Genomic DNA, 17017 nt, shown 5'->3' on the forward strand with positions numbered 1-17017 from the left:
TTGTACACCAATGAAAGCCGGAATACGCGATGTATTCCGGCTTTTTTCATAACTTTGCCTTTCAAAAAAAACATCTATTTATGATACCTGCCAACCTCACCCACTACATTGAAACAAAAATCATTCCACGTTATGAGAAGTTCGACAAGGCTCATAACCTCTCGCACGTACAGGCCGTTATAGAAGAGAGCCTTTCACTTGCCAAACAGTATGATGTAAATGAAAGTATGGCATATACTATTGCCGCTTACCACGACACCGGACTTTGTCATGATCGTGCTACACATCACCTAATTTCAGGTGAGATTCTGAAGCAAGATGTCACTCTCCGCCAATGGTTTAATGAAATAGAAATAGAAACAATGAAAGAAGCGGTAGAAGACCATCGGGCATCTACGGACCATGAACCTCGGAGTATTTACGGAAAAATAGTCGCAGAAGCAGATCGCGTGATTGACCCCACTATCACTCTACGCCGCACGGTACAATACGGACTGAAACAACAACCAGAAGCAGATAAAGAATGGCACTATCAACGTTTTCATCAGCATTTAATGGACAAATATGCGCCTGGAGGATATCTGAAGCTCTGGCTTCCAGACTCCAAGAATACAGAACGCCTGAAAGAACTACAAACTATTATCCTAAACGAAGAGTTGCTCAAAAAAACATTCAACAAATTATTTTCAGAAGAAAAAAACAATTAAACCTCCAATAATGAAAGCACTTTATTATAATGCCATACTTGGCATATTACTATCCTTTCCCTCATTTTTGAAAGCGCAAATCAGACCTTTTGAACCACTTAATCCAGACAGGATATTCTTTAAGGGAAAGGTTGTGGATACAGATAACAACGCTCTCCCCAAGGTAAGTATCTACATCCCCGGAAGTATGCGTGGAACAATTTCAGACTCAAACGGAAATTTCTACATAGATGCCAAACCTAAAGAAACCCTATACTTTACCTATGCAGGAAAAGAAGATGCATACAGACAATTACAGGAGAAAGATACTACCGGTTTCATAGTACAAATGCAACCACGTATTCAAAGATTGAAAAATGTACATGTAAGAAAAGATAAGAAAATCATTGAAAAAGGTGAACCTTATGAAGACGACCGTGATGGTACGTTTGAACTTGTATATGCAGATGCCTATTTCCCAGATGGTGAAGAAGCTTTATACAAATTCTTCAAAGAAAACCAACAATATCCTCAGGAAGCTTTTAAGCAAGGAGAAGAAGGAGAAGTACTAATACAGTTCACTATTGATGAAAAGGGTAAAGCTACCGATCCTAAAATCCTCCGGAGTGTATCACCGATGCTGGATCAAGAGGCAAAACGCCTCGTTCTTTCCATGCCAGCTTGGAAGCCTGCCAGACAAAGAGGTTTGTGTGTAGAAAGTACCTTTATATTGCCTGTCTATTTCCATATAGATATATGGAAACAATATACAGAATAACGCTACATAGCATTGAAAGACATAGGACAACGTTAATTAAAACCTAATCTTTTATCAGATAAACAGAAGAATACCTATCTTTGCAGCAAGAAAATAAGTAATAACAAAATAGATAATGGCTTTACAATGTGGTATTGTTGGTTTGCCGAACGTAGGTAAATCAACACTTTTCAACTGTCTGTCAAACGCAAAAGCGCAGGCAGCAAACTTTCCTTTCTGTACAATAGAACCGAATGTAGGTGTAATCACCGTACCCGATGAGCGCTTGAATAAGCTCGCCGACCTGGTACATCCGCAACGAATCGTCCCCACTACAGTGGAAATCGTGGATATCGCCGGATTGGTAAAAGGTGCCAGCAAAGGTGAAGGATTAGGTAATAAATTTCTCGCAAATATCCGAGAAACAGACGCTATCATCCATGTGCTGCGTTGCTTCGACGACGAGAACGTGACACATGTAGACGGAAGTGTAAACCCCGTACGTGACAAGGAAATCATCGATTATGAGCTTCAACTGAAAGACCTTGAAACCATCGAGTCACGCATACAGAAAGTACAAAAGCAAGCGCAGACCGGTGGAGACAAGACCGCTAAACTGGCCTATGACGTACTGGTAAAGTACAAAGAAGCACTGGAGCAAGGCAAATCAGCACGCACCGTAGTCTTTGAAACTAAAGATGAGATAAAACTTGCCCGCGAACTCTTCCTGCTGACTTCCAAACCTGTGATGTACGTATGCAACGTAGATGAAGCAAGTGCTGTAAAAGGTAATAAATACGTAGATATGGTACGGGAATCCGTCAAGGATGAGAATGCCGAAATATTGGTGGTAGCCGCCAAAACAGAAGCGGATATTGCCGAACTGGAAACTTATGAGGATCGCCAGATGTTCCTCGAAGAAGTAGGACTGGAAGAGTCAGGTGTAAGTCGCCTCATCAAGTCAGCCTACAGCCTGCTGAACCTGCAAACTTACTTCACTGCCGGTGTACAAGAAGTACGTGCCTGGACGTATGAAAAAGGCTGGAAAGCTCCGCAGTGCGCCGGCGTTATCCATACAGACTTTGAGAAGGGCTTCATTCGCGCTGAAGTTATCAAGTACGAAGACTTTCTGCAATATGGCAGCGAAGCTGCTGTAAAAGAAGCCGGAAAGCTAGGCGTGGAAGGAAAAGAATACATAGTGCAGGATGGCGATATCATGCACTTCCGGTTTAACGTATAATCAATTACAGGTTATGAAATATCTCATAGCCGGTACAGGCGGCGTAGGAGGCAGTATCGCCGCTTTTCTTTCTCTTGCCGGGAAAGATGTGACTTGTATAGCCCGCGGCGAACACTTGACTGCCATACGCGAACATGGATTGCGTCTGCACTCTGATCTGAAAGGTGAACATACACTACCGGTAAAAGCATATACTGCCGAAGAATATAACGGCAGTGCCGATGTCATTTTCGTATGTGTCAAAGGCTATTCGGTTGATTCTATCACTGACCTGATCAAGCGTGTATCGCATAAAGACACTATTGTCATCCCTATTCTCAATGTATATGGGACAGGTCCGCGCATTCAGCGCCTTGTACCCGGAGTAACGGTACTGGACGGCTGTATTTACATTGTCGGTTTCGTATCAGGTAAAGGCGAAATTACCCAGATGGGAAAGATATTCCGCTTGGTTTACGGAGCACATAAAGACACGGTTGTTCCCCGTGGAACGTTGGAGGCTGTTCGGCAGGATTTAGAAGAAAGTGGCATCAAAGCAGAGATATCTCCGGACATCAATCGGGATACCTTTGTGAAGTGGTCTTTCATCTCTGCCATGGCTGTTACCGGAGCTTATTACGATGTGCCTATGGGCGAAGTACAAAAGCCCGGTAAGGTTCGGGATACATTCATTGGTCTTTCAGAAGAAAGTGCCACTTTGGGCCGGAAATTGGGTATTGAGTTCAAAGAAAACATTGTGGAGTATAACCTCAAAGTAATCGACAAACTTGCCCCGGAAAGTACCGCCTCCATGCAGAAGGATATAGCCAAAGGACATGAAAGCGAAGTACAAGGACTGCTATTCGATATGATTACTGCTGCTGAGGAACAAGGAATCGACATTCCGACGTATCGGATGGTGGCGGAGAAGTTCAGAAGTTGAAACAATAAACTTAATAAAAAAATATATTATGCTTCCATTACTCAGCATCAATTGGGACCCAAATCCCGAACTATTCAATCTGTTCGGTCATATTCCCGTACGCTATTACGGTCTGTTATGGGTCATCGGTATCGCCTGTTCCTATTTCGTAGTCCGCTACCAGTACAGAGACAAAAAAATCGGCGATGACAAGTTTGAACCGCTGTTCTTTTACTGCTTTTTCGGCATCCTCATCGGAGCACGCCTGGGACATTGCCTGTTCTATCAGCCGGAATACTATCTTCATCATTTCTGGGAGATGATATTGCCTATACAGTTCCTGCCCGATGGAGGTTGGAAATGGACCGGCTATGCAGGTCTCGCCAGTCATGGAGGCACGCTGGGGCTGATGATAGCCCTATGGCTGTACTGCCGCAAGATGAAAATGCACTATATGGACGTATTGGACATGATTGCCGTAGCAACTCCTATCTGCGCCTGCTTCATCCGCCTTGCCAATCTGATGAATTCTGAAATTATCGGCAAAGCGACCGATGTGCCTTGGGCATTTGTATTCGAACGGGTAGATATGCTTCCCCGGCATCCGGCACAGCTTTACGAAGCAATCGCCTACTTCATTTTCTTCCTGCTGATGATTTTCCTGTATAAGAATTACGGCAAGAAGCTGCATCGTGGTTTCTTCTTCGGACTCTGTCTGACAGAAATTTTTGTATTCCGCTTCTTCGTAGAATTCCTGAAAGAGAATCAGGTAGATTTCGAGAATAGCATGTCACTGAATATGGGACAATGGCTCAGTGTTCCGTTTGTAATCATAGGAGTGTATTTCATGTTCTTCTACGGAAAGAAGAAAACACAGAAATAAAAGAAAAATGAGGATGTATCAGACACGATTCTGATGCATCCTCATTTACACTATTTACGTTGCCACTTACTCTTCGAGGCATGCTCCCGCTTCAGAATATCACTTAAGGGAACTTCAAATATCTTGGCCTCAACCCATGCCACAAAATCGAACTTACGTAAAATCTGAGTCTCATATTTATCCGCATACAAAGTATGAACCTCTTCCGCCATGCTTTCCCATATTCTCGCTCGCTTTTTCCGATTCGTATCAACGAAAGAGTAATTCAGAAATTTAAGCAGAAATGATTCTACCTTCAGATTATACCCTTTGTTTTTGGACATTTCCCGCTTAATAGAGCGAACTTCGGACTGGATATAGTCTACATCCCCCAACTCATAATGAATCATCACATTCACGATCCTAATGGTGCGAAACAGTGGCAGAGAATATAGGTGTCCTCTCCCGATAGTCGTACTCAACCGTTTCCGGGCTTTCCTGTACTCCCCGTTCCCCAAATGGATCAAGGCGACATACAAGGACATTTCCGCCTGTTGCTGTTCTTTTAATAAGGCCATTTTATCAATCAGTGAAGCCTGATGTTCAGCAATCCACAAACCCGCCTGTTCAAACTCTCCTCTATCGATATAGGAAAATAGCCTGTATATGAATATCACATAAGTTACATTCAACTGAAAACTCGATGACGGTGAAGACAGTTTCTCCAACTTCCCTATAAAGTAATCCATACCCTCATAATTATGCATAATGCGAAGACTCTCTAACATTCCTTCTACAGTCATCAGATAATATACCGGAGGATTATTCCACAGATGCGTATTCTCCTCGAACAGCTTGTTCAGTTCCACAAACGAATTGAAGGCTGCTCTGTAATCTCCCACCATCATAAAGTAATTGGCCTGAAAAAGCTGGTGGTTTTTCTTTATCTCAAAGTTTTCGACGCCTGCACTTGCCACGATACTGATCTCACTCGTCACCAGATCATCCAACTTCTGTGTTTCCTCCAATGATCGTGAAGCTCCCCTATTAAGCATTCTCAACTTCAATAACTCATGCAATGAAGACTGTTCATTCAGCTGCCTGATATTCTTTAGGGTATTATTCATCTTATATTGCTTGTTCAGGAGCTTCTTTTCATCCACCTCTTCGAAATCCAGAGTCAAGAGATAATTCAGTTCCAGCCTTTGCGCCACAAGCAGTGCAAAATGATTCTCATAATAGACAGCTTTTTCCTTCACTTTTTTCAGTACCTGGAAGCACTCCTGATACATTGATTTCTCATACAACACCCTGGCATGCAGCAGCTCATTGAATAACAGATAATAGCTATCCTGCTCTGTTCTCAGTTTTGTCAATATCTCTATCAGCAGATCAAACAGGTAAATAACCACCGTATTGAAAGAAGAAGTAGGTTTTGCTTTCAGAAAGCATTGTTTCAACTCCTCAGGATCGCTTATCTTCTTATCATCAATCAACCTGAAAAGAAAAATATAATCTTTCTCCGGCTTATTGGATATATACATGGAGAACTCTTTCTTCTCTTGTTTCGTGAGACTATTAATCAATTGAATGAGTGATTCGGACTTCAACATAGCATTAGCAGATTTATAAAAACACATCTTAGCGAAAGCAAGGTAGAGAAAAAAACGAAAGAAAGCAATCTTTTCATGGAATAATATAGCTTTTACCTATATTACAAATATTAAAATAAAGCATCTAATACAAATACAAACAGATGTATATCAATTATTTAACACATCAATTAACAGAATTATATAATTTTACCAGTATTATATTTGTGCTCTTTTTGTTTGCTTATGTATTATGTATCGCATACTTTTGGCATAGAAAAAGAAAGCACAGTTCCCGATTATTTAATCTTAAACTAATAAAATAGCCATGAGCAAAAATATTATTGTAATAGGTAGTTGTAATACAGATATGGTCATCAAAGCTGACCGTCTTCCCGTACCGGGAGAAACAATCATAGGTGGTAGTTTCATGATGAATCCCGGAGGCAAAGGAGCCAACCAAGCTGTAGCTGCTGCCAGACTAAAGGGGAATGTACACTTCATTGCCAAAACCGGAAACGACCTGTTCGGCAAACGTTCCATAGAACAATATGAAGACGAAGGAATCCATGTTGAAAATATCTATTCAGATCTCACACTTCCTTCAGGTGTAGCGCTAATTATGGTGGATATGAATGGAGAAAACAGCATCGCCATCGCTTCCGGAGCCAATGGTTCATTGAGTCCCGAAGACATCCGGAAGGCACAGCCTACCATTGAAAAAGGTGACATCTTGTTGATGCAACTGGAAATTCCCATAGAAACAGTGGAATATGCCGCTCAGATAGCCAGCGAACAGGGTATCAAAGTAATCCTGAATCCGGCACCCGCCCGGGCACTCTCCAACAAATTATTGCAGAACCTGTATATGATCATTCCCAATGAAACGGAAGCTGAAATACTCTCGGGAATCAAAGTGACCGATTGGGAAAGCGCCCGTAGAGCCGCGGATATTATCAGTGCCAAAGGAGTGGATATCGTGGTTATCACTCTTGGTTCCAAAGGAGCACTGATTAAAGAGAAAGATACATTTCATGAAGTGCCCGTACCCAAAGTTAAAGCCGTAGATACTACAGCAGCGGGAGACACTTTCTGCGGTGCATTGTGCGTCGCTTTATCCGAAGATGTAGATGTGTTGAATGCAGTTAAATTCGCAAATAAATGTGCATCCATCACTGTGACCCGAATGGGAGCCCAGCCCTCCCTACCCTATCGTAAAGAAATTGATGTTTTATAAATAGTAATTTAAAAATCTAATACCATGTTTATAGTCGACAGTTATTCATTAGCAGTTATTTTCTGCGTTGTCACGATGCTTTGTTGGGGTTCGTGGGGTAATACACAGAAACTTGCCGGGAAAACCTGGCGTTACGAATTATTCTACTGGGATTACGTAATCGGTATCCTTGCCTTCTCTCTCCTCTTAGGTTTCACCCTGGGCAGTACGGGGAGGATGCCGGACGCGGTTTTGTTGAAGATTTGAAGCAGATCAGTATGGAGAACTATGCAAGCGCTTTTGCAGGAGGCGTCATATTCAATCTGTCCAACATCCTCTTATCAGCTTCCGTTTCTATGGCAGGGCTTACGGTAGCATTCCCCTTAGGAGTCGGCATAGCCTTGGTATTAGGTGTTTTCGTCAATTATTTCGGTGAGCCTAAAGGTGATGCAGTAATTCTGTTCAGTGGTGTGACACTCGTTGTATTAGCCATAATCTTTAATGCCATAGCTGCCGGAAAAATGAATCAGAAAGGAAGCATCATCAATAAGAAAGGGATTATCATTGCCATTATAGCCGGTGTACTGATGTCTTTCTTCTATCGGTTTGTTGCTGCCGCCATGGACTTGAACAATTTTGAGTCACCTACCCCCACAATGGCTACTCCATATTCAGCATTCTTTATATTCGCAATAGGTATCTTCATAAGCAATTTCATTATCAATACCATCGTGATGAAAAAGCCGTTTGTAGGTACTCCCGTGAGCTATAAGGAGTATTTCCAAGGCAAGTTCAGCACACACATGGTCGGAGTGCTGGGAGGAGCTATTTGGGGATTGGGTACGGCTCTCAGTTATATTGCAGCAGGAAAAGCCGGTGCAGCTATTTCTTACGCACTAGGACAAGGAGCACCCATGATTGCAGCCTTGTGGGGCATATTTATCTGGAAAGAATTCAAAGGCTCTTCCCGTGCGGTAAATATTCTTCTGGCCTGCATGTTCGTTCTGTTTATATCCGGTTTAGGAGCAATTATTATCTCCGGAGCTAATTAAAAAAGAACTCCCGCCCCTCTCCTTTGTGCTTTCTTTTTCTATTATCTCAAAGATAAGAGGGGAGGAGAAATAAAAGCTTTAAAACCAAAAATCTTGTATCAACAAAAAACGTAAAATTATGAGAGTTATCAACATCTTGTTATACTGCTTCCTACTTACCATACTAGCATGCAGTAATACTAATGAGCCTGAACGACCTCCTGCCGTCCATCCTCAAAAACTAATAGTGGAAGGAAAGCCATTCTTAATGTTAGGAGCCCAACTGCGCACAGACTATTTCCTGCAATTAGATAAAAAAACTCTAAATGAACTGGAACCGTATTTTGAACTGGCAGCTAATATGAACATATTAGTCATACAAGTTCCTGTTGGTTGGAGGGATATAGAAGTGCAAAAAGACATCTATAACACAGAACTGGTAGAAAAGTATATCGAACTGTGCGACAAATACCAGATGAAACTGGAAATCTTATGGTTTGGTAGTTATATGTGCGGATATTCTGTAGAGGGGTATATACCGGAGTATATAGTAAATGATCCTGTGACTTATCCCGATCTCAAACCAGATGCTGCTTTTGACGGATGGTTAGGAAAGCACTATTACTTGAAACCTAATACACCTGCTTTGGTAGAGCGTGAATCAAAGGCTTTGGGAAAAATGATGGAAGCCATCTACAACTATGACAATATACATAACCAAAAACACACGGTCATAGGTATTCAAATTGAAAATGAACCGGATATGCTGGCAACCCGGCATAACGAAGCACATGGGTATACACCGGAGCAAATATGGCCCGACCTAATAATCATGCTGGACAAGTTAGGACAAGTAGTCAAAAGTTCTCCATACGATTGCTACACACGGGTAAATCAGACAACAACCTATCCTGAATATCTAACTAAAAGTACAGCTATTGCAATTACTGAAGGTATCGATTATGTAGGAGTAGATCCTTACGAAAATAGCATCCAAGCTATAGACGGAAAACTCAGACAATTGAGAAAGATTGAAGGTAATTATGCACACATTGCAGAGAATGGAGGTGAATATGCAAATAATGACCTTCTCGCTTTAAAAGCATTCAGTCTGGGTTGTGGATATGAGATATTCGAAGTCATCACTACCCCTCACCCATTCCTCACAGAATGGACACTGCGAGGGATCTACAATCCCGACTTTACTCCTAAGGCACATACACAGCAAATAGTGGATGCCTTTAAAATCTTTAAAGAAGCATGGGTAGACCTCGCTAATGCAAATTATTTGGATATAGCGGGATTCAACTTAAAGAGTAATGACGGAATGGAACAAACCTCCGAGAGTAAAAACACTACTCACGCAGGTATCAAATGGAGTACCAAATCTCGTGGAGTGGCCTTTGCGATAGAGTATAATGACCACCTGACTGTTGCTTCCACCAAAAGTGATGAGATGGTATTCAGGAACATACAAATAAAAAGCATAGAAAAAGGGCATTATGATATTGACGGAAACTGGGTATCTGAAGAGAAAGCAGAAGCTCCCGATAACCGGCTTGCCATGGAGCCTTGTATAGTCTATAGAATAAAGTTTTAACCTACTAAAGAAAATACAATGAAAAGAAATTTATTTATCACAGGAATAGCATGCACAATACTATTCCTGACAGGATGCAAAGATGACGATTCTCCCAACTTGAGAATAGAAGCAGAATCTAATATTCAAGTTGAATGTAAGAAAGATACAATCAACATACCCGTATTCTGCAATATGCCGTCCAAAGCAACCATTACCTACGACTCACCGGACAAATCCGGGTGGATCTTTCTTTTACCTTCGGTGCTAAACGGAGATGGGATATTCACTTTGTGGATTGACGAATACAGTAATGTACTGGAAGATCGTACTGCCACTTTCCTTGTAACTGCCGGTGACGAAACAAAAGAAATTCATATTACCCAACTAGCTAAGCCCTCACTGGCAACAGAACCTGCAAACATCGCCCCTATTAGTAATAATGCAGGAGACTATCAGGTAAAAGTATTATGTAAAGGAACCTGGCAAGCAACAGTCAATCGAGAAGCAGCCTCCTGGTGTACTTTAAAAAATGATACAGGAGAAGGCGTAGGAAATATTACCATTCACTTGTCAGAAGTATCTGATAATGAAATGCGAATGGCTACTATTACGGTCAGTTCAGGTAACCTGTCTTCAGACATAACCATACAACAAGGATTCGGAATTGAAATTAATGGTCTGATCTGGGCGAAAAGCGATGTTGCTCAACCTGGATATTTTGCAGCATCTCCCGACACCAAAGGATTGTTGTATCAATATGACTCAGCTATCGGCTATCCCAACACCAGTCCGAAAGAAGACAATAATAAACCTAATGGTTTCAGAACGGGAGCATACGACGACGGAATTCCAAGCTGGAGAGCTGAAAAGAATCCTTGTCCGGAAGGCTGGAGAATTCCCGAATATGAAGAAATACAAAGATTGACTGGAAACTCCGGGAATCCTTATTTCATTTGGGCAGAACCAACAAACAGTCATTTCCTCGTACCCGGAGCCATTGTAGGTATCCCGAGAGAAGAAGCTGCTCTTGCAAACAAAGACAATATGAGAGGTGCTATTTTCTGGCCGCAGTCTGGTTTCCGTGACAGAGATTCCGGTGCACAAATCATCTGGTGGCCGGCCAATATCACAAGTATCACACGCCCCGGACAGACCTGGGACCGATACATTTGTTGGATAGGCGCAGACAACAGTATAAGCAACAACGAATTTGCCGGAAATGCAGCAGCTTACCCAGTACGCTGCGTAGCAAATAAAAAATAAAACGAAAACATGAGAAAATTCTAATTTATACATATTAAATCGATAAATTATGAAAGACTATTCAAAACATTATTTCAGACTTTTGCAAGGAATGGCTTTGTCGGTATCTGATTACATCAGAAATCAGAAGCCAATCGTAATCATAGTTTTCTTGCTAGTGCATTCTATCAGTATATATGCACAAGACAATACAATCTCCGGACTTGTAAAAGACAACGAAGGAGAACCATTGCCAGGAGTTTCTGTTGCCGTAAAAGCAGGAGAGTCAATATCCGGAGTAGTGACAGATATAAATGGTAAATATCAGCTAAAAGCTTCTCCTGATGCTACCATAGAATTTAGCTTTATCGGCTTCAAATCTATACAGCAACAGGTTGGCAATAGAAAAGTAATAAATGTAACCTTGGAAATAGACAACCAAATACTTGAAGAAGTAGTCGTTGTAGGTTACGGTACTCAAAAAAAGGTAAATCTTACAGGTTCCGTAAGTGTAATAGACTCAAAAGCTTTCGAATCCGTGCCTGTAGCCAACGCTGTACAAGCACTGCAAGGGCAGGTTCCCGGCCTGAATATTTACAGTAACAAAGGTGGAGGACTTAATCAAAAACAAAGTATCAATGTACGTGGTATAGGTACCATTGGTGAAGGTTCCACGGGTGATGCCCTCATTCTGATAGATGGTATGGAAGCTGATATTTTCTCCGTAAATCCACAGGATATAGAGTCTATTTCAGTATTGAAAGATGCCGCAGCCTCTTCTATATACGGATCAAGAGCACCTTTCGGAGTTGTATTGGTAACCACCAAAAAAGGAAAAGCTGGTAAAGCCCAAATAAACTATAATAACAGTTTCCGCCTAAGCAGCCCCATTAATATGCCTTCATCCTTAGATTCTTACACGTATGCTTTATTTTTCAATGATGCTGGCTACAATTCTGGCTGGGGATCTTATAACTGGGTGTCCCAAACACGTTTGCAACGTATCAAAGATTACATGGATGGAAAAATCTCTTATACTACTATCCCTCTGAATGGAAGCAACACCTGGGCCGACGGTTACCAAGAAGGAAATGACAATATAGACTACTACAACTTGTTTTTCAAGAAGAATGTTTTTGCACATGAACATAATTTCAGTGTAAACGGTGGTACGGACAAGATACAATATTACTTGTCAGCCAATTATCTCGATCAGGATGGAACTCTCCGCATGGGCGAGGATTACTCTAAGCGATATACGATGTCAGCCAAGATTAGCGCCCAATTATCCAGAGCTGTATCATTATCTTCAAACACCCGTTTTGTACGTAATGATTTTGTACAACCTACCCACATGAATGATTCCTTCTTTTCTGATATCGGCCGTCAATGCTGGCCTGTGAAGCCTCTGTACGACCCGAACGGTAACTTATTTGACGATCATGTACAACAAATGAAAAATGGCGGTCGTAAAACCGAACGCAACACTTGGCTGTACCAGCAATTCAATCTTACCATAGAGCCCATTAAAGGATGGCGTCTGATTGGTGACCTAAGTTATCGGTATAATACTCAATATGCACATGAGGACTTACTTACTATCAGTCAAATTGGTGTAGATGGAGTAACCAAAGTAAGAAGTTGGGATGAAAATTCTTCTGTATCTGAAAGTAGCTTCGCCAGTGATTACTTCAATGTAAATCTCTATACCGATTTTGAGAAGACATTTGCTAAATCTCATCATCTGAAAGCACTGGCCGGATTTCAGGCTGAAGCTAACAACTACCGTAATATATGGGCACAGAAGATTGGTATCACTTATCCTGGTAAACCAACCATAAACACTTCTACAGGTATAGACAAAGATGGAAAAGTTATTGCTCCCAACGTATCCGGAGGACACAATCGCTGGAGCACTGCCGGATTCTTCGGCAGAGTGAACTATGATTTTCAAGAAAAATACTTAGTCGAAGCCAATCTTCGTTACGATGGTTCTTCACGTTTTCGCAGTGATGACCGTTGGGGATTCTTTCCCTCTGCATCATTGGGTTGGAACATTGCAAGAGAGGAATTCTTCCAACCAGCTACGCGTATAATGAATACCTTGAAACTAAGAGCCTCTTACGGTAGCTTAGGTAATCAAAACACTACAGCACTTTACCCCACCTATACTGTTATGGGAACAGGTACAAGCGACAAGTGGCTCATGAATGGTGTAAAACCCAACATAGCTTGGGCACCTGCATTGGTCAGCTACGATCTTACATGGGAAAAGATACGCACTTGGAATGTCGGTATAGATATTGGACTGTTTAACAATCGTTTGACAGGCTCTTTTGACTACTTTATCCGAAACACCAACGATATGGTAGGTCCGTCAGAAAAGTTACCTGCTACATTAGGTATTGCCGTACCACCCTCCAACAATACCGATCTGCGAACAGCCGGTTGGGAACTGGAATTAATGTGGAAAGACCGTCTGCAAAACGGGTTAAATTACAGCCTGCGCTTCACACTGGCAGACAGTCGTACTAAAATTACCCGTTACTCAAATCCATCAGGCCTGATAGACAGTTTCTATGAAGGTAAATATTGCGGTGAAATCTGGGGATATGAAACCATCGGAATAGCCAGAACCGATGATGAGATGGCCGAGCATGTAGGCAGTTTAGTAAATGGTGGACAAAGCGCATTGGGTCAAGATTGGCAAGCCGGCGACATCATGTACAGTGATCTCAATGAAGATGGCAAAATAGATGCCGGTGCACGTACCTTAGACAACCATGGCGACTTGAAACGCATTGGTAATTCTACACCACGCTATAATGTAGGAATTGATCTGTCAGCTGACTGGAAGGGATTCGACTTCCGTATGTTCTGGCAAGGAACGCTGAAACGGGACTATTTTCAGGGAAGTTACTATTTTTGGGGAGCAAATGGCTCACAAGGATATTGGTTCTCTACTGCTCTCAAAGGCCATGAAGATTATTTCCGTAATGACGAAAGCAGCCCGTTGGGAGTCAATCTGAATTCCTATTATCCCAGACCGTTACTCAATACAAACAAGAACCAGCAATGCCAGACCAAATACTTACAGAATGCTGCATATATGCGCCTGAAAAACCTACAAATCGGTTATACGTTACCGCGTAAGATAGTACAAAAAATGGGAGTACAGAACCTGCGTTTCTTCGCTTCCGGTGAGAATTTGTTAACGATTACCGATCTGGTCAAGTTTTTCGATCCCGAAACAATAGAAAGTGGTAGTTTTGCACATGGTTATGCTTACCCACTCTCCAGAACCTATGCTTTCGGGCTGAACATTACGTTCTAATCGGTAAACCAAATGAAAATCTTAATGCTCAAATTAAAAAAAACACTTATGAAAAATCATCTCATATATACGCTATCAGGAATGTTATTCCTCCTGACAAGTTGCGATGCTTTCCTCAATCAGGAACCGCTTGACCAACTCGCACCCGACGAGTACATGACTACGGAGACGAATGTAGCCTCTTACGCCAATGACCAATATCAAATGTTGCCTACACATGGTACTTATGGTTACGGTACTTTCGAATCAGATCAGCATACCGACAATATGGCTGCCATGCAACCCAGTACTCTCTACGCTCCTGGTTATTGGAGAGTAGGACAAAGTGACGGTACCTGGTATTTCGGAAATATTTACCGTTGTAACTATTTCCTGGAAAATGTGTTACCTGCCTATGAAGCTAATACTATAACCGGCAACCGGGAAAACATCCGTCACTATATTGGTGAAATCTACTTTTTCCGTGCTTTTGACTACTTTGAACGGCTAAGGACTGTAGGAGATTTCCCCATCATTACAAAAACTTATCCCAATGAAAGCGAAATACTAACGGAAATCAGTAAAAGATCTCCTCGTAATGAAGTTGCACGTTTCATTCTGTCCGACCTCAATACAGCCATTGAAATGCTGAAGGAACAATCACCAGACGGTACTAAAAACCGTGTCACCCGAGATTGCGCCATCCTACTCAAATCCAGAGTGGCATTGTATGAAGCATCATGGCTGAAAAACTTCAAAGGAACAGCTTTTGTTCCTGGCGGTCCGGGATGGGCTGGAGCAAATAAAGAATACAATGCCGGCTATACTTTCCCATCCGGAAGTATTGACAACGAAATCAATTTCTTCTTTGACGAAGCTATTGCAGCATCTCAGATTATTGCCGACAAACACACTCTGACTACCAATACAGGTTACTTCGCACAGAATCCAGAAGACACAGAAAATCCTTATTTCAGTATGTTCTGTAGCACAGACATGGATAAATATAACGAAGTATTATTGTGGAAGCGCTATGACTGGGCACAAGGTGTGGCTAATGAAGTATGCGAATATGCTTGTACGGGAAATCATGGTGTGGGAACAACCAAAAGTATGGTAGATGCTTTTATCTTGAAAAACGGCGAACCAATATACGCTTCACCCATGTGGGCTGACGAGAATAATTCCTATTGGGGAGACAACAATATGGAACATATTACCAAAAATCGTGATACACGCGCTGATATCTTTATCAAGAAACCAGGACAACGCAATCTGCATACTCCTCCACAAGGCACTGTAGCAGCCGGCAGAGAATATGAAACCAAACCTGACATCACAGCTGCCACCGTTACTGATAAATACAATACCGGCTACGCCATACGTAAAGGTTTAAATCCGGATGGCAAATATACAGCAAATACGCAAAGTAACGTTGGCTCCATTGTATTCCGTGCAGCAGAGGCCTATCTCAATTATATAGAAGCCTACTATGAACGCTACGGTACACTTAATGACGTTGCAGAAGAATACTGGCGCACCATACGTCGTCGAGCCGGCGTGAATGAAGATTTCCAAAAAACCATCCGCCTAACGGATATGGCCAAAGAAGCTGAAACTGACTGGGGAGCCTATTCCGCCGGACAAGTTATTGATGCCACCCGCTACAACATCCGTCGTGAACGCCGATGTGAGCTGATGGCCGAAGGGCTTCGTTCAATGGATCTGCACCGCTGGCGCGCTATGGATCAGATGATCACTAAGCCTTACCATATACTGGGAATGAACCTATGGCAAGAGATGTACAATTGGGACTGGTATAAAGACGGTTCCGGAAACTCAATATTGAAAGAAGGAGAAAATGTATCATCCCGTAATTTCAGTACCTATTTAGCTCCATACCACATCACTGCCAATAACATCGCCTACAATGGTTATCGATGGCACATGGCGCACTATCTTGATCCTATTGCCATAGAACATTTTCTGGTGACTTCACAAGGAGGAGACCTGAATAGCTCCCCCATCTACCAGAATCCCGGATGGCCTATGATCGGAGGAGGTACTCCCGAATAGTAGCCGGACAAAGTTCATAAAATAGATTCATTAACAGATAAATGGAAAATATGATGTATAAAAAAGCAATATTATTAGTCTATACTTTGGCCTGTTTTTCTTTCCTTGCCATAGCTTGCTCAGACAGTGAAGTTGACGAAACAGGAAAGGAACCGATACTACCTCAGATAGAAGTAAGTAAAGTTGCAACAGAAAATGGTAAAACTTATCTTGAGGTGGATGGTAAGCCCTTCCCACTCCTCGGGGCACAAATACGCCTTGATGCCCTGCTCAACTGTGACAAAATGAGTATAAACGAGGCAGAGAATTATTTCAAAAAAGCTCAAGAACTAGGAGTGAACTGTGTGCAGATTCCTATTTCCTGGAATATGATAGAAGCAAAGGAAGAGAAGTATGATTTCAATATCGTAAATTCAATCTTACAATTTGCGAATAAATATGATCTGAAAATAGAACTTCTCTGGTTCAGTACTAACATGGTAGGTGATTCTTTCACCTACCTAACCCCCCAATACGTCC

General features: G+C 42.0%; 12 protein-coding genes and 1 pseudogene. 12 read left to right on the top strand and 1 reads right to left on the bottom strand.

The features are described 5' to 3' along the window. Positions 1 to 80 precede the first annotated feature (80 nt). The 5 genes from BACCELL_RS08065 to lgt all read left to right on the top strand — a co-directional run bounded on the left by BACCELL_RS08065 (position 81) and on the right by lgt (position 4467). Entirely contained in the window at positions 81 to 707 is a 627-nt protein-coding gene (locus tag BACCELL_RS08065; RefSeq protein ID WP_044153499.1) for an HD domain-containing protein, read from the top strand. Between the two features lie 10 nt (positions 708 to 717). Continuing rightward, the gene (locus tag BACCELL_RS08070; RefSeq protein WP_007211199.1) at positions 718 to 1464 is read left to right on the top strand and encodes a TonB family protein; all 747 of its coding nucleotides are present in this window, start codon (positions 718 to 720) and stop codon (positions 1462 to 1464) included. Between the two features lie 115 nt (positions 1465 to 1579). Further along, entirely contained in the window at positions 1580 to 2683 is a 1104-nt protein-coding gene (gene ychF, locus BACCELL_RS08075; RefSeq protein ID WP_007211200.1) for a redox-regulated ATPase YchF, read from the top strand. 13 nt (positions 2684 to 2696) lie between these two features. Next, positions 2697 to 3605, top strand: a complete 909-nt coding sequence (locus BACCELL_RS08080; protein ID WP_007211201.1) for a ketopantoate reductase family protein — start codon at positions 2697 to 2699, stop codon at positions 3603 to 3605. 28 nt (positions 3606 to 3633) lie between these two features. After that, positions 3634 to 4467 carry a prolipoprotein diacylglyceryl transferase gene (gene lgt, locus BACCELL_RS08085; RefSeq protein ID WP_022208728.1) on the top strand — a complete coding sequence of 278 codons (834 nt, stop codon included), beginning with the start codon at positions 3634 to 3636 and terminating at the stop codon, positions 4465 to 4467. Positions 4468 to 4517: 50 nt separating this feature from the next. Here the strand turns inward: lgt and BACCELL_RS08090 are convergent, their stop codons facing one another. Beyond that, complete coding sequence (locus tag BACCELL_RS08090) at positions 4518 to 6059, bottom strand: hypothetical protein (RefSeq protein WP_022208727.1); 1542 nt, start codon at positions 6057 to 6059, stop codon at positions 4518 to 4520. Between the two features lie 307 nt (positions 6060 to 6366). Between BACCELL_RS08090 and rbsK the strand changes: the two genes are divergently transcribed. The 7 genes and pseudogenes from rbsK to BACCELL_RS08125 all read left to right on the top strand — a co-directional run. After that, positions 6367 to 7275 (top strand): ribokinase, encoded by a 909-nt coding sequence (gene rbsK / locus BACCELL_RS08095; protein WP_007211206.1) that lies wholly within the window; start codon positions 6367 to 6369, stop codon positions 7273 to 7275. A 24-nt stretch (positions 7276 to 7299) separates the two neighbouring features. Then, positions 7300 to 8306 (top strand): annotated as a pseudogene (locus tag BACCELL_RS08100) (GRP family sugar transporter). A gap of 118 nt (positions 8307 to 8424) precedes the next feature. After that, positions 8425 to 9885, top strand: coding sequence for a DUF4978 domain-containing protein (locus BACCELL_RS08105; RefSeq protein ID WP_007211209.1), 1461 nt, complete (start codon positions 8425 to 8427; stop codon positions 9883 to 9885). 18 nt (positions 9886 to 9903) lie between these two features. Then, entirely contained in the window at positions 9904 to 11130 is a 1227-nt protein-coding gene (locus BACCELL_RS08110; RefSeq protein ID WP_007211210.1) for a BACON domain-containing protein, read from the top strand. Between the two features lie 49 nt (positions 11131 to 11179). Continuing rightward, positions 11180 to 14443, top strand: coding sequence for a SusC/RagA family TonB-linked outer membrane protein (locus BACCELL_RS08115; RefSeq protein ID WP_007211211.1), 3264 nt, complete (start codon positions 11180 to 11182; stop codon positions 14441 to 14443). Positions 14444 to 14491: 48 nt separating this feature from the next. After that, entirely contained in the window at positions 14492 to 16498 is a 2007-nt protein-coding gene (locus BACCELL_RS08120; RefSeq protein ID WP_044153500.1) for a RagB/SusD family nutrient uptake outer membrane protein, read from the top strand. Between the two features lie 50 nt (positions 16499 to 16548). Further along, a partial coding sequence (locus BACCELL_RS08125) for a DUF4969 domain-containing protein (RefSeq protein WP_248604787.1) occupies positions 16549 to 17017 on the top strand: 469 nt, incomplete at its 3' end.

Source organism: Bacteroides cellulosilyticus DSM 14838, assembly GCF_000158035.1.
Taxonomy (GTDB): Bacteria; Bacteroidota; Bacteroidia; order Bacteroidales; family Bacteroidaceae; genus Bacteroides; species Bacteroides cellulosilyticus.

Bases quoted from the DNA above. Each gene is read 5' to 3' on its own strand.
- BACCELL_RS08065 (WP_044153499.1), top strand. From the start codon at position 81: ATGATACCTGCCAACCTCACCCACTACATTGAAACAAAAATCATTCCA.
- BACCELL_RS08070 (WP_007211199.1), top strand. From the start codon at position 718: ATGAAAGCACTTTATTATAATGCCATACTTGGCATATTACTATCCTTT.
- ychF (WP_007211200.1), top strand. From the start codon at position 1,580: ATGGCTTTACAATGTGGTATTGTTGGTTTGCCGAACGTAGGTAAATCA.
- BACCELL_RS08080 (WP_007211201.1), top strand. From the start codon at position 2,697: ATGAAATATCTCATAGCCGGTACAGGCGGCGTAGGAGGCAGTATCGCC.
- lgt (WP_022208728.1), top strand. From the start codon at position 3,634: ATGCTTCCATTACTCAGCATCAATTGGGACCCAAATCCCGAACTATTC.
- BACCELL_RS08090 (WP_022208727.1), bottom strand. From the start codon at position 6,059: ATGTTGAAGTCCGAATCACTCATTCAATTGATTAATAGTCTCACGAAA.
- rbsK (WP_007211206.1), top strand. From the start codon at position 6,367: ATGAGCAAAAATATTATTGTAATAGGTAGTTGTAATACAGATATGGTC.
- BACCELL_RS08105 (WP_007211209.1), top strand. From the start codon at position 8,425: ATGAGAGTTATCAACATCTTGTTATACTGCTTCCTACTTACCATACTA.
- BACCELL_RS08110 (WP_007211210.1), top strand. From the start codon at position 9,904: ATGAAAAGAAATTTATTTATCACAGGAATAGCATGCACAATACTATTC.
- BACCELL_RS08115 (WP_007211211.1), top strand. From the start codon at position 11,180: ATGAAAGACTATTCAAAACATTATTTCAGACTTTTGCAAGGAATGGCT.
- BACCELL_RS08120 (WP_044153500.1), top strand. From the start codon at position 14,492: ATGAAAAATCATCTCATATATACGCTATCAGGAATGTTATTCCTCCTG.